The sequence below is a fragment of the Pseudomonas sp. CBS genome (assembly GCF_024734645.1).
In the GTDB taxonomy this organism is placed as follows: Bacteria; Pseudomonadota; Gammaproteobacteria; order Pseudomonadales; family Pseudomonadaceae; genus Aquipseudomonas.
This window is the reverse complement of the sequence record NZ_CP102929.1, coordinates 696,481-710,302: the sequence shown is the minus strand read 5'-3', so window position 1 is coordinate 710,302 and position 13,822 is coordinate 696,481. Positions and strand designations below refer to the sequence as shown.

Here is a 13,822-nt window from a genome sequence, read left to right as displayed (position 1 = left end):
TTTATCCAGCGGCCACCACAAACTCTAGCAAACAAACTCAAGGTCACGCTGGTGGGGAAACTGGCATGAGTGCTGAAGGTATAAACATTCCTCAACATCCACGCCGTTCGTCCCCCTAGGTGTCATCGTCTTCAATGTACGCACTGAGGCGTGCCCCCTTACCTCCCAGTCTAGAGCTCCACCGAAGAAATTCGCCGAATCATTCAAGAGCTCGAACAGACAACCAGCGCTGGAGTGGAGCAGACGAAAGGCGTCAAAGGGCGCGCGCAAGATTGCATCGATTATGCGGGCATCGTCGCCACCGGCCTGAGAGACACAAAGTAAGAAAGTGAAATAGGTCGTAGGCATGAACACCCATCGCAAGCGCGGCGGGGCAGCAACATACAGGATCGCAAGACATCAACCGCAACGTGATCGATAGCCGCGATGGAAGCACGACGCTGAAGCGAGGAGTCGAGCACCACGAGGTGGCGGTCGATGCGTCGTAGTTTTTGCCGGAAAATCCTACACGGTGGAGGCTCATCTCAGGTTCTAGCCAATACAGCGCTTAGACAACTCCAGAATTCTTTCTAGCGCAGGCAATGGCCAGGCGTGAATTCAGTTAGGCCGGACACGGCAGTCTTCCCGCTCACTCGATAATGATCAGATCAATCATAAAATGCTGGATAGGTTGCTTTCCATGATTGGTTTGATCATTATAATTGCCACACAATAAAAAACGAGATGTCCATCATGCGATTTCGCGGTGTAATTCCAGCCCTCGTCACCCCATTCACGGCTGACCAGCAAGTTGATCTTCCCGGTCTGCGCAAGCTGATCGAAAACCTTATCGAAGCCGGCGTCCACGGCCTGTTCGTGCTGGGCACCAACGGTGAGTTCTTTACCCTTTCGGAAGCGGAAAAGCTGCAGATCGCCGAAACCACGGTGCAGGCTGCCCGCGGCCGTGTGCCGGTAGTGATTGGCACCGGCGCGTTCGCCACCCGCGAAGTGATTGAAATGAACAAAAAAGTGACCGACTTGGGCGCCGACGCCCTTTCGGTCATCACGCCTTACTTCAACGCCGTCAGCCAGGTCGAGCTGACCAAGCATTACGAGGCCATCGCCGACGCCAGCCGCCTGCCGTTGATGATGTACAACATTCCGGCCAAGACCGGCATGTCGATCGGCATCGGCGCCGTGGCCGCCCTGCACCAGCACCCGATGATCAAAGGCATCAAGGACAGCGCCGGCAACTTCGACGCCCTCGTGCAGATGATGAAGTACCGCAGCGACGATTTCGCCGTGTTTGCCGGCACCGATTCGCTTATTTACTGGAACCTGCTGGCCGGCGGCGACGGCGCCATCGCTGCCACCGCCAACGCCGTACCGCACTTGGTGATGCAGATCTGGAATAGCTTCCAGGCAAACGACCACGCCGCCGCCCGCCAGGCCCAGGAGGCCCTGCGGCCCCTGCGCGACGCCTTCGCTATGGGCACTATGCCGTCCGTGCTGAAAGCCGCCACCCAGTTGCTCAACGTACCCGTCGGCCCTTGCCGTGCGCCGGTGCAACCACTGGACGCCGCCGCTTTGCAGAAGCTGGAAGCGCTCCTGGCCGTGTACCGCTGATCAGCCACCCGGAGAGCTCCTATGCCTGTTACTTACCATTTCCAGACCGTCAAGCATCTGATCCACGGCGCGGGTAGCCTGGACCAGCTCAGCGCCAAGCTCGAGCTTCTGGATACCCCGGTCACCCGCGTGATACTGGTAACCCAAAACGCCATGCACCGCCTCGGCGTGACCGAGCGCGTGATTGCCCAGTTGCAAGCCGCCGATATCAGCGTGCACATGCTCGACAATGTCGAGATCGAACCGACCCTCGAGAACATAGAGCGGGTGTTTCGCGAAGACGTAGCCCCCCACGCGCCCGATGCGCTGATCGCCATCGGCGGCGGCAGCGTGCTGGATGCGGCCAAGCTGTTCGCCGTGATGCTCACCAATGACACGCCCCTGCGCAACCTCTTGGGCATCGACAAGGTCAGGTTCCCCGGCAAGCCGATGGTGCTGGTGCCGACCACCTCGGGCACCGGCTCTGAAGTGACGCCCAACGCCATCGTCACCCTGCCCGACGAAGAGCTGAAGATCGGCGTGGTCAGCCGCCACCTGCTGCCGACCCTGGTGCTGCTCGATCCGTTGCTGACCCTCAGCTTGCCCAAGCCGATCACCGCGGCCACGGGCATGGACGCTTTCACCCATTCGCTGGAATCCTTCATTTCCACCAAGGCCAACCCGGTCAGCGATGCCTTTGCGCTCGAATCGATGCGGCTGATCAGCGGCAGTATCGTCACCGCCTATGAGCAACCCGACCACGTCGAAGCGCGCAGCGAGATGCTGCTTGGGTCGATGTACGGCGGCCTGGCGCTGACCGCCGCTGGCACCGCCGCCGTGCACGCCCTAGCCTACCCGTTGGGGGGCAAATTCCACGTCACCCACGGGGTGGCGAACGCCATGCTGCTGCCTCACGTAATGGCCTTCAACCTCGACAGCTGCGCGCCGCGGCTGAAACGAGCGGCGTGCGCCTGCGGTGTCGCTGAGCCATCCGACAGCGATGACGTGGCGGCGCACAAGCTGATCGCGCAAATCAGCCAGTGGACGCAGCGCTTGAACATTCCCCAGGACCTGCGCGCATTCGGCGTGTCTGAAGAGCACCTGGCCGATATGGCGGTGGCAGCGTCCAAGGTCACGCGCTTGATGGCCAATAATCCCAAGCCGCTGACCCTGGCGGAGATCGAACAGCTGTACCGGTGCCTGCTGCCATGAGTACCGTGCTGCTGATCGTCGCCGACGACTTGTCGGGCGCGGCGGATTGCGCGGCGGGCTTTGCTGCCCATGTGTCGACGGTCGTCGCCATGGGGGCGCAGCCGGCGGCGCAAGGCGCGCTGGTGCTGGCGGTGGATCTTGACTCGCGGCGTTTACCGGCCGCGCACGCCGCTGAGCTGCATCGAGCGCTATTGAGCCGCCCAGGGTTTGCTACCTTGGCCTTGTACAAGAAGATCGACTCGACCCTGCGCGGCAATGTCGCCGCCGAAGTGCGCGCCCTGCAGGCCAGCCGCGGCCTGGCGTTGGTGGCGCCGGCGCTGCCCGCCATGGGTCGTACCACTGTGGGCGGGGTGCAACATCTGCACGGCACACCAGTGGACCAGACGGACGTCTGGCGCAACGAGGGCCTGCAAGGCACGGCTGACCTGGTCGCCAGCCTACGTGGCGAGCAACTGCGTTGCGCCACGGTCGACTTGATCACCCTGCGCGACCCGATTGGCTTGGCCGAGTGCCTGGCAAAAGCCTTGATGGACGGCACCCAGGCGCTGGTCTGCGATGCCGAGACCGACGCCGACCTGCGCCAACTGGCCCACTGCTCGGCACCGCTGCGCGACCGCCTGTTCTGGGTCGGCTCGGCGGGCCTGGCGGCGCACCTGCCACAAGCGTTGGCCCTATCACCTGCGCAGAATCCTATCATCACCGCCGGCGGCCCAGTGCTCTGCGTGGTCGGCAGTATGTCGCGGCACTCCCGGGATCAGGCCCACCTGCTGGTCGAAAAAGCAGGCCTGTATCACCTGGAAGTGAGCGCCGCCACCCTGCTCGAGCCTGGACAGCAAGACGCGCGCCGCGGGCTGGCCCTCAAGCTGCTGGGCAGCCTGAGCGAAGGCCGCGATGCGGTGCTGACCTTGTCGCAAACCGCCCGCGATCCCGCCCAGGCCGCTGCACTCAGCCACGCGCTGGCCGCCTGGCTGCAACCGGTCCTGAGTGTCGTCGGCTCGCTGATCGCCACCGGCGGCGAAACTGCCCGCGCCCTGCTCGGCAGCGCCGGTATCGAGCGCCTCGATGTGGCTGGCGAACTGGCGCCCGGCGTGGTGCTGTCGCGCAGCCGCTATCACCACCGCGACCTCAACATCGTTACCAAGGCCGGCGCGTTCGGCCAACCCGACACCTTGCTCCGCGCCTGGCAGCAGCTCCGTGCCCCAGCCGGCAGCGCCCCTAACTACGCAACGTCAGAGGAAATCAATCATGTCTGAACGTCCCGTGATCGGGATCACCATGGGCGATGCCGCCGGTGTGGGTCCGGAAATCATCATGAAGACCCTCGCCCACCAGTCGGTGTACGGCAACTGCCGGCCCCTGGTGATCGGTGATGCCCGCCGCCTCGAAGATGCCAGCCGTATCGTTGGCCAGCAGTTGCGCGTCAACCGCATCGCCAGCCCGGCCGACGCGCGCTTCGAGCACGGCGTGGTGGACTGCATCGACCTCGACCTGATTCCCGCCGACCTGCCCTACGGCAAGCTCTCGGCCGTGGCCGGCGACGCAGCGTTTCGCTTTATCGAGCGCACCGTGCAGTTGACCGAGTCTGGCGAGTTGGATGCCATTTGCACCGCGCCTCTCAACAAGGAAGCGCTGCACGCTGGCGGCCACATCTTTCCGGGCCACACCGAGATGCTCGCGCACCTGCTGGGTATCGAGGAAGTCTCGATGATGCTGATGACCCCAACCCTGCGCGTGATTCACGTGACCACCCACATCGGCATCATTGACGCCATCGCGCGGATCGAGCCAGGCCTGGTCAAGCGCACTATCGAGCGTTGCCACGAAACTCTGCAGCGCGCCGGCATCGACAACCCGCTGATCGCCGTCTGCGGCATCAACCCCCATGCTGGTGAAAACGGCCTGTTCGGCTACGGCGAAGAAGCCACCAAAATCCAGCCCGCCATCGACGAACTGCGCGCCCGCGGTTGGCGCGTCGAGGGCCCGCTGCCCGCCGACACCTTGTTTTTCCGGGCCGGGCGCGGCGACTTCGATGCGGTGGTGGCCATGTATCACGACCAGGGCCATGGCCCGGTCAAAGTCATGGGCCTGGAAGCTGGCGTCAACGTCACCGTCGGCCTGCCGGTAATCCGCACTTCGGTCGACCACGGAACCGCCTTCGATATCGCCGGCAAGGGGATCGCCGATGAACGCAGCCTGATCGAAGCCCTGCGCCAGGCCGTGGAACTGGCCACGCGCAAACGCAAGACCCGCCGCACCCTGGCCGTCTGAGCAAGGCCAGCCTTCATTAACAGCGCGCCACAAAAAAAATAATGGAGCGATAACGATGGAAACATTCAACTCGCAAGAAACCCTGATCATCATCGCCATGGTGGTGGTCTATATCGCCGTCACCACCTGGATGAGCCTGCGCATGCGCAGCCGTACCAGCGAACAGTACATGGTGGCCGGGCGCACCATGCCGGCCTACATCGTCGGCATTCTGATGATGTCCGAGTTCATCGGCGCCAAGTCCACCGTGGGCACCGCCCAGGCCGCATTCGAGAGTGGCTTTGCCGCCTCGTGGTCGGTGATCGCAGCGGCGATCGGCTTTCCCCTCTTCGGCCTGCTGATGGCGCGCAAGCTGTACAGCTCCGGCGAGTTCACTATTTCCGGGTTCATCGCCAAGAAGTACGGGCTCTCCACCAAGCTGGCAGTGTCGATCATCATGATCTACGCCCTGCTGCTGGTGAACGTCGGCAACTATGTGAGCGGCGCCGCGGCCATCGCCACGGTACTGAAGATCAACCTCACCACAGCCGCCTTCATCACCGCGATCATTAGCACCTTGTACTACGTGCTCGGCGGGCTCAAGAGCGTGGCCTATATGAGCGTGCTGCACACTGGGGTGAAGTACGTCGGCGTGATGATCGTGCTTGGTGTGGCGCTGCACATGACCGGTGGCTTTAGCAACGTCGTGGAGCACATGCCCGAGCAGTATTTCACCTGGGACGGTGCCATTGGCGGCTCGAAAATCATGGCGTGGATCATCGGCACCGTGGGTGCAATCTTCTCCACCCAGTTCATCATCCAGGCCATCTCCTCGACCACCAACCCCAACGCCGCGCGCCGCTCCACCTACATCGCCGCGCTGCTGTGCATCCCTATCGCCCTGGCCTTAGGGTTCATCGGGGTCGCCGCCAAGTACCTGCACCCGGAGATGAGCAGCCTGTACGCCCTACCGGTGTTCCTGCAGTCGATGCACCCGGTGCTGGCGGGGGTGGTGACCATCTCCCTGGTAGCCTCGATTTTCGTCAGCGTCAGCACCGTGGCCCTGGCCATCGCCTCGCTGGTGGTGCGGGACTTCTACGTGCCATGGCGCAAACCCAACGTGGACCAGGAGCTCAAGACCACTCGCCTGATCGCGCTGGTGATCGGCTTCGTGCCGCTTTTCTTCGTGTTCTTCGTGCCGGAAATCCTCAACCTGTCGTTCTTCACCCGCGCCCTGCGCTTGTCCATCGCCGTGGTCGCAATGATCGCCATCTACCTGCCGTTCTTTGGCAGCGGCCGGGGCGCCACACTGGGCCTGGTGGCGTCGTCGATCACCACCAGCATCTGGTACCTGCTGAACAACCCCTACGGCATCGATAACATGTACATCGCCCTGGTCACGCCAGCCGTCGTCATCGCCCTGGAACACTTGTTCCCCCGTGCCATCGCCAATCGCCAAGACAAGAAAGAGGTCCCCCATGCCAACCATTGAACAGCGCCAGGACGCCTTCCTGCCGACGCCCTACCCGCAGAACCACGCCGCCAACCTGCATGAGCTCGAAGACGGCACGCTGCTGTGCACCTGGTTCGCCGGCACCCAGGAAGGCATGGCCGACATCTTCGTGCTGCTCTCGCGCCGCGACCCGCGGAGCGAGCAGTGGAGCGAGCCGGAAAAGCTGTCCGAGGATGACACGCGCTCGGAACAGAACCCCATCCTGTTCCAAGCCCCAAACGGGCCGCTCTGGCTGATCTGGACCGCGCAGGTCTCGGGCAATCAGGAAACCGCCATCGTGCGCCGGCGCCTGTCCCGGGACCAAGGCCGCAGCTGGGGGCCGGTCGAGACCCTGTTCGAACAGGCCGGCACCTTCGTGCGCCAGCCGCCCGTGGTACTCGACAACGGCGACTGGCTGTTGCCGGTGTGGTACTGCATTACCCAGCCGGGTGAAAAGTGGATAGGCAACCACGACGTGAGCGCAGTGATGATCTCCACTGATCAGGGCCAACACTGGCAGGCTCATGACGTGCCCCACAGCACCGGCTGCGTGCACATGAACGTGCACCAATTGGAAGACGGCGGCCTGCTCGGCCTGTTCCGCAGCCGCTGGGCCGACGCTGTTTACAGCAGCCGCTCCAGCGACCGTGGCCGCACCTGGAGCGTGCCGCAGCCGACCGAGCTGCCCAACAACAACTCGTCCATTCAGTACGTGCGCATGGCCAGTGGCGAGCTGGCGATCGCCTACAATCCGATCAGCGCGCAAGGCGACCACCCGAGGCGCGCGTCGCTGTACGACGAAATCGAAGACGAAGGCGATGACCGAGTCACACCCGGCGCCAGTGCCGACGGCCGCTGCGCTGTATGGGGCATCCCGCGCGCGCCCATGAGTCTGGCGCTGTCCTGTGACCAAGGTCAGAGCTGGCCGTCGCGTTTGGACATCGAGCAGGGCGATGGCTTCTGCCTCACCAATAACTCCCAGGAAAAGCTCAACCGCGAGTTCTCCTACCCGAGCATCATTCAAGCTCGAGACGGTAGCGTGCATGTCGCGTTCACCTACTTCCGGCAGAAGATCAAGCATGTGCACCTGCCACTCACCGCGCTCCGTTAAGCGCCACCTACGCCGCCGTGCGCAGGCCGGCGGCTTCAGGAGCTTTGGAACATGATGCACAGCAAATCGGCCGTAGTGACCGGAGTCAGCTCCGGCATCGGCCAGGCTATCGCCCAACGCCTGCTCGACCAGGGTTGGCAAGTCCACGGCCTGAGTCGCCGTCCACCCGCCCTCCAACACCCTGCACTGGCCTGGCAGCGCTGCGACCTTGCCGACCTGCAAGACCTCGGCAATGTGCTGCAGCCCCTCGGTCAGGTCGATGCCGTAGTGCACGCCGCCGGCTTTATGCGTACCGCGCCCCTCGGCCAATTGGCCCCCGAAGATGGCCAGGCCATGTGGCAACTGCATGTTGCGGCCGCCAGCCACTTAGTCAACTGCCTGTACCACCGCTTGGTGCCTGGCGCGCGCATCGTCATGATCGGCAGCCGCACCATGCAGGGCGCGTCCGGGCGCAGCCAGTACGCGGCGACCAAGGCCGCGCTGCAGGGCATGGTGCGCTCCTGGGCGCTGGAGCTGGCAGAGCGCGGCATCACCGCCAACCTGGTGGCCCCGGGCGCCACCCAGACACCCATGCTACTGGACCCTGCCCGCCAAGGCACACCGCCCAGGCAGCCGCCCATTGGCCGTTTCGTGCAACCAGAGGAAGTCGCCGGCATGGTCGCCTTCCTACTGGGGCCGGACGCGGGCGCCATGACCGGCCAAAGCCTGGTCATGTGCGGTGGCGCATCGCTGTAGGCAGTTGCACACCGCGCAGGTTTAATGGGATAACCCGTCCCCTTCTGCATTTCCACAAAGGCTGTTCATGAAAGTCGCCAATCGCCGCCAATCCATCCTGGAACTGGTCCTCTCCGGTAAGTCGAACGTTGATGAGCTGTGCGCACAACTCGGGGTTTCCGAAGCGACGGTACGCCGCGACCTGACTGCTCTCGCCGAAGCCGGGCTGATCATCCGCACTTATGGCGGTGCCGCCCATATCGGCATGCGCGAGCCGGAAACCAGCGTGGAAGAACGGCGTGAACAGCACAGCCAGGAAAAAACCGACCTCGCCCACGCCGCGCTGGCGCACATCCAGGACCACGACACGCTGTTCCTAGAAGGCGGCACCACCACCAGCGCCCTCGCCAAATTGCTGCCCCAACGCACCGGCCTGCACGTGATCACCAACAACCTGATGGCGATCGCCGACCTGGCCTTGATTCCCGAGGGGCGGGTGACCATCATCGGTGGAGAGCTGCGCAAGGCCAGCATGTCGACTTACGGCGTAGGCGCGCAGGCGGCGCTGGACCACATCAGCGCCGACAAAGTCTTCCTCAGCGCCGACGGCGTAGTTGCGGATCTGGGGTTGTGCGAAGCGAATGCAGACCAAGCCTATTTCAAGGAAAGCATGCTGGCCCGCGCCGCACACATCTACGTGCTGGCTGACATCACCAAACTGGGGCGTGCTCGCCAGCAACACTGGACGCCCCTGCGCCAGCCATGGACATTGATCACGAATAACACTGCCGACAAGTCGCTGTTGCAGCCGTTTTTGGATGGGCGAGTGGTTACCGTTCAGTTGGTTTAGATCCCTCCCCGCTCGTTCAAGCTCACCCAGGTTCAGCCCAGAAGACGCAAACCGAACCAATATTCGATATGGCAGGTCGTGAACACGCGCTCGGCTACAGCATATGAAACTTCTGCGGCCGCAAGCTCAGGTGCTTTTCCGGAGGGCTGCTGCTCGCTCCGCTGACATCCTGACCTCTCTACGGATTTGGCGAGAACTGCTCTGCGCGAATGGACGCGACCGCCGCGTCGCTTATCAAGCGCTGAATTTTCCAAAATAAATATTGTACGAATCTATTTTGCGCGCTAAGTTAACGCCAGATGGTTAGCGCGCAAAATACTTGCGCGATTTGTATAGTTCACTTGAAAGGCTAGATATGAAGACTCTAAGCAAAACCCTCATCGGCTCTGTCCTAGCTTTGTCGATCGGTAACGTATTCGCTGACCCGGGGGTTGAGCGCAATACACAGGTGTTCCTCGATGCACTGAATTCCGGTGGGGGCAAACCCCTCGAACAGCTTTCGCCAAAAGATGCTCGGGCGGTGCTGACCGGTGCCCAGTCAGGCGTCAAGCTGACTCTACCCAAGGCTGATATCAGCGAGAAAACCATCTCAGTCGACGGCCAAGCCATCAGCCTAACCATCGTGCGTCCGGCTGGCGTGAAAGGGACCTTGCCCGTGTTTATGTTCTTCCACGGCGGTGGCTGGGTGCTCGGAGACTTCCCGACCCACGAGCGTCTGGTGCGCGATCTAGTCGAGGGTTCCGAGGCGGTGGCGGTGTTCGTCAACTACACGCCGTCTCCAGAAGCGCACTACCCGACCGCAATCAATCAAGCCTACGCCGCAACCAAATGGGTGGCTGAGCACGGCAAGGAAATCAACGTCGACGGCAAGCGTCTAGCGGTCGCGGGCAACAGTGTGGGCGGCAACATGGCGGCCGTGGTTAGCCTGATGGCCAAGGACAGAGGCACCCCGGCCATCAGATACCAAGTGCTGCTGTGGCCGGTGACCGATGCCAACTTCGAGACAGCGTCCTACAACCAGTATGCCGAGGGGTATTTCCTAACCAAAAACATGATGAAGTGGTTCTGGAACAACTACACCACCGACCCCAAACAACGTGCCGAGATCTATGCCTCTCCGCTACGCGCGACTACAGAGCAGCTGAAAGGCCTGCCGCCAGCGCTGGTTCAGACCGCCAGTGCGGACGTGCTGCGTGACGAAGGGGAAGCCTACGCCAGCAAGCTGGACCAGGCCGGCGTGCCGGTTACTGCGGTACGCTACAACGGCATGATTCACGATTACGGTCTGCTGAATGTGATTAGCCAAGTACCGGAAGTACGCTCAGCAATGCTGCAGGCCTCGCAAGAGCTCAAGGCGCATTTGAAGTAACCACCGGTCAACGTCCTAACTTGCCAAGACCTGGACGTAGCACGTGGTCCAGTTGGTGTGTTGTTGCAGATAATCAGGGTAAAGAGGGGCTCATGTGTAAGCGTCGTCGCGCACGTTGTATCGAGCCCCTTTCCAAAGGCCTGCACTGTGCAGTCATGTTCGGCGGATGGTCCGAGCTATCCGACATCAGGTGCTTAATCACCAGTTGTCGCGACGTTATTGATCTTGCAGAACGGCAGTGGTGAGCCACATCAGGAACGCGCTGACATTAACCTGCCGCTCCCGCCCTGGTACGCACACCGCAACGTACCGCGGGCCATGTAGGGTTACTTCTGGTCTGTAGGCCACTAATTCTCCACGCCTGAGGCTGTCGGCCACCAGGACATTGCTTGCCAGAACCAGCCCTTGCCCCGCGATTGCGGCGCCTAAAGCAAAATGCTCATCGTCAAACTCACGCATTCGCGCGGCTTCAATCCAGGCTTGGCAACCTGCGGCCGCGCACCAGCTTTCCCAATTGATCGAAAATGCTCCCGGAATTTTCCAGTGCAAGTTGATCAGCTCTACCTGGTTCACATCCAGCGATTCGACCAGACCCGGAGCACCGTAAACAGAGAATTGCTCGTTCATGAGCTCCTGACAGAACAACTTCGGGTCATCGCAGCTGACCGATCGAATAGCAAGATCAATACTGGAATCACGCAAAATATCGACCAGATCGTTACGAGTATCGACCCGAACATTGAATTGCGGGAACCTTCGATAAAACCTGCCTAGCCGTGGAATCAGCCAGGCTGCGGCCAAGCCCGGCGTAGTGGAGATGGTCAGGACTTGGGGAGCAGTGTCCGGATAAAAGGCCTTCAGGCTGCCATGGATGTCTAATAATGCGCGATGAGTCTGGCGATATAGCAACTCGCCCTCTTCGGTGACCACCACACCTTGCCCAAATCGCTTGAATAGCATGGCTCCAAGGCGGGTTTCCAACCCCCTGACCTGGTGGGAAACGGCCGCTGGCGTGACTGAAAGCTCCTCAGCTGCCGCTTTGAAACTACCCAATCGCGCCGCCGCCTCGAAAGTACGCAGCGCGTTAAGAGGAAGAGTTGAAAACACGCACAGTTCCCTAGATGAAATGAATTGATACGTATTCAATTTATCTCATTTTTCATGGTGTGTACGGGTCGGTACCGTCTCGGGTATTCGATCTACTCAACCTTCGGAAAAGATCATGCAAGGTGCTACGCGAAAAATCGTTCAAGCCGTCCTCTATGAATCAATCGCTATTATGGTGCTATCACCCAGCATCTCATTGATATACGACGAGGGATTGGCCCATGCGGGCGTTTTGTCGTTGATGTTGTCTGTAAGCGCGCTGCTTTGGAACGTGCTGTTTAACTACGTTTTTGAATCCTGGGAAGCGCGTCAGCCTCAGAGTGCTCGCACGCTGGGCAGACGCTTGCTTCACTCACTGGGTTTTGAGGGGGGGCTCGTACTAATGCTGGTGCCACTGGTGGCATGGTGGCTGGAGATTTCTTGGTGGGCGGCATTGATCACTGATCTAGGGTTATTTGTTTTTTTCTTCTTCTACGCGCTCGCATTTCAGTGGATCTTCGACAGGGTATTTGATTTACCAAATTCCGCGAAAAGAGCGGTTTAGATTAGCCCATGATCAGCTCGGATGGTCGAGTACCCTACCTGAAGAAGCATTAGGATTTTTTCATGAAAAATGCCATCAAAGCGATTGAGAACTATATCTTTGGCAAGGACGGAAATCGGCCAGACTTGCTGCGGTATGCTTTCAGTCCAGACGCGACTCTGAACATGGAAGTGCAGACAAGTGCCATCCTATTCCCACCCCATGTTCAAGGGCGCAAAGATATTGCTGATGTACTGGTACGCGACTTTAGTCTGCACTACGAGAACGTTTATACCTTCTGCTTCGGAGCACCTCCAAAGCCCGAAACTAGTGATCATAAGTGCAAATGGCTGGTTGGCATGACAACAAAAACGACTGGAGAGCTACGCGTAGGTTGCGGGGCATATCATTGGGTCTTTTCACCGAAAAGTGGCCTTGCCACTCAACTGTCCATAACTATAAAAACCATGCAGGAGTGCCCTCCCCAGTATAGGCGGGAGGTTATGGACTGGCTTCAAGGCCGCAACTATCCATGGTGCACATCTGTCGAAATGCTGGATTCGGCACCGTCGCTCGCGTGCCTCCAGCCCATTCTTGTCTACGTTGCGGATGATCCCCTACCAATGTAAATACACGCGATGGCTGATTGCGGCCCCAATAATTCCGCAGGGGCAGCGACAAAGCCCCTCCCCTAGATGCGCACGCGATGGCGGCGTTACGTCCTAATAAGGCGTCACTGCTCAAGATCCGGCTAATACTGTTCATCGCTTCGACCACCCTGCCCCCAGTGTCTGCGGCTGAAACCCACGTTAGTTATGCACCAACGGGCAGAAGCCTCATACCGTAGGATAAGGGGGTTGACCTTGCCGGTCTTGCCAGGATTCGACGGTGATGGGCTGTAGTGAACACAATGGCACCTGCGCGATCTTCGACTCGCGTTCCAAAGCCGCGGCGCTTGTGTCCAGCACCCTCAGCGGCTTTCCCGACCGGAGTTTGGGCAGATTTTTTAGCCAAAGTGCTCAAGCAAGTCTGGTAATACAGTTATGGTTCAATAAACGGCAGCGGTGCATCAGTAACGCGACGGACCGCGAAAACATTTAAAGTCATCGCCACAAGCGCGTAATAGCCAAAAACTCCGACAAGCTCTACCACAGCGGGCTCGCCGAATGCAGATATTGCTTGTTCGTAAAGCTCTTCATCGATACGACGGCTATCGTAAAGCGTCTTGCCTAACTGAAAGACCAATCGCTCGTCTTCATGAGTGAATGGCGGCTGTACTTGCTGACGCAGAGCCTCGATTACTGCATCGCTCACGCCGGCTGAACGTGCGATTGGCTCATGAATCTGCCACTCGGCCTGCGACTGCCACCACGATGCGGTGAACAGGATCGCCAGCTCCGTCAAGCGCAATTCGAGCCGCGTGCCATAACGACAGAACGCGCCTAGTCGCTGAGCGTGACCAGCCAGCTCAGGGCTATGAATCCAGGCCAGAAACGGACCGTCCAGATTGCCGCGAGGCCCTGCAAGAATATCGTCGAGCACTGCGCGCTGAGCATCATCCATGCAGTCTTCGTTTAAGACATTCAGGCGCGATTGAATAACCATAAGGTATT

General features: G+C 60.4%; 13 protein-coding genes. 11 read left to right on the top strand and 2 right to left on the bottom strand.

Annotation, left to right across the window (positions count from 1 at the left end; all coding sequences use genetic code 11):
* Positions 1-732 precede the first annotated feature (732 nt).
* From dapA to NVB75_RS03045, 9 genes are all read left to right on the top strand, one after another.
* Entirely contained in the window at positions 733-1,605 is an 873-nt protein-coding gene (gene dapA, locus NVB75_RS03085; protein ID WP_258345915.1) for a 4-hydroxy-tetrahydrodipicolinate synthase, read from the top strand.
* 21 nt (positions 1,606-1,626) lie between these two features.
* On the top strand, positions 1,627-2,796 hold the full coding sequence (locus tag NVB75_RS03080; RefSeq protein WP_258345913.1) for an iron-containing alcohol dehydrogenase: 1,170 nt from the start codon (positions 1,627-1,629) through the stop codon (positions 2,794-2,796).
* Positions 2,793-4,049: a four-carbon acid sugar kinase family protein gene (locus NVB75_RS03075; protein ID WP_258345911.1), complete on the top strand. Its 1,257-nt coding sequence runs from the start codon at positions 2,793-2,795 to the stop codon at positions 4,047-4,049. The genes NVB75_RS03080 and NVB75_RS03075 overlap by 4 nt, the downstream gene beginning before the upstream one ends.
* On the top strand, positions 4,042-5,064 hold the full coding sequence (gene pdxA, locus NVB75_RS03070; RefSeq protein WP_258345909.1) for a 4-hydroxythreonine-4-phosphate dehydrogenase PdxA: 1,023 nt from the start codon (positions 4,042-4,044) through the stop codon (positions 5,062-5,064). The genes NVB75_RS03075 and pdxA overlap by 8 nt, the downstream gene beginning before the upstream one ends.
* A 55-nt stretch (positions 5,065-5,119) precedes the next feature.
* A complete protein-coding gene (locus NVB75_RS03065) occupies positions 5,120-6,535 on the top strand; it encodes a sodium:solute symporter family protein (protein WP_258345908.1) in 1,416 nt (471 codons plus the stop codon).
* The gene (locus NVB75_RS03060; protein ID WP_258345907.1) at positions 6,522-7,646 is read left to right on the top strand and encodes an exo-alpha-sialidase; all 1,125 of its coding nucleotides are present in this window, start codon (positions 6,522-6,524) and stop codon (positions 7,644-7,646) included. Before NVB75_RS03065 ends, NVB75_RS03060 begins: the two co-directional genes overlap by 14 nt.
* Positions 7,647-7,697: 51 nt before the next feature.
* Positions 7,698-8,381, top strand: coding sequence for an SDR family NAD(P)-dependent oxidoreductase (locus NVB75_RS03055; protein ID WP_258345906.1), 684 nt, complete (start codon positions 7,698-7,700; stop codon positions 8,379-8,381).
* Between the two features lie 67 nt (positions 8,382-8,448).
* Positions 8,449-9,210: a DeoR/GlpR family DNA-binding transcription regulator gene (locus NVB75_RS03050; protein ID WP_258345905.1), complete on the top strand. Its 762-nt coding sequence runs from the start codon at positions 8,449-8,451 to the stop codon at positions 9,208-9,210.
* A 355-nt stretch (positions 9,211-9,565) separates the two neighbouring features.
* A complete protein-coding gene (locus NVB75_RS03045; protein ID WP_258345904.1) occupies positions 9,566-10,579 on the top strand; it encodes an alpha/beta hydrolase in 1,014 nt (337 codons plus the stop codon).
* A gap of 216 nt (positions 10,580-10,795) precedes the next feature.
* On the opposite strand, the gene NVB75_RS03040 is transcribed toward NVB75_RS03045, so the two are convergent.
* Complete coding sequence (locus tag NVB75_RS03040) at positions 10,796-11,686, bottom strand: LysR substrate-binding domain-containing protein (RefSeq protein ID WP_258348511.1); 891 nt, start codon at positions 11,684-11,686, stop codon at positions 10,796-10,798.
* A gap of 115 nt (positions 11,687-11,801) precedes the next feature.
* Here NVB75_RS03040 and NVB75_RS03035 point away from each other — a divergent pair, with 115 nt between their 5' ends.
* Positions 11,802-12,230, top strand: coding sequence for a PACE efflux transporter (locus NVB75_RS03035; protein ID WP_258345903.1), 429 nt, complete (start codon positions 11,802-11,804; stop codon positions 12,228-12,230).
* 62 nt (positions 12,231-12,292) lie between these two features.
* A complete protein-coding gene (locus tag NVB75_RS03030; RefSeq protein ID WP_258345902.1) occupies positions 12,293-12,838 on the top strand; it encodes a hypothetical protein in 546 nt (181 codons plus the stop codon).
* Between the two features lie 412 nt (positions 12,839-13,250).
* Here NVB75_RS03030 and NVB75_RS03025 read toward each other — a convergent pair whose 3' ends face one another.
* Entirely contained in the window at positions 13,251-13,814 is a 564-nt protein-coding gene (locus tag NVB75_RS03025) for a carboxymuconolactone decarboxylase family protein (RefSeq protein WP_258345901.1), read from the bottom strand.
* Positions 13,815-13,822 lie beyond the last annotated feature (8 nt).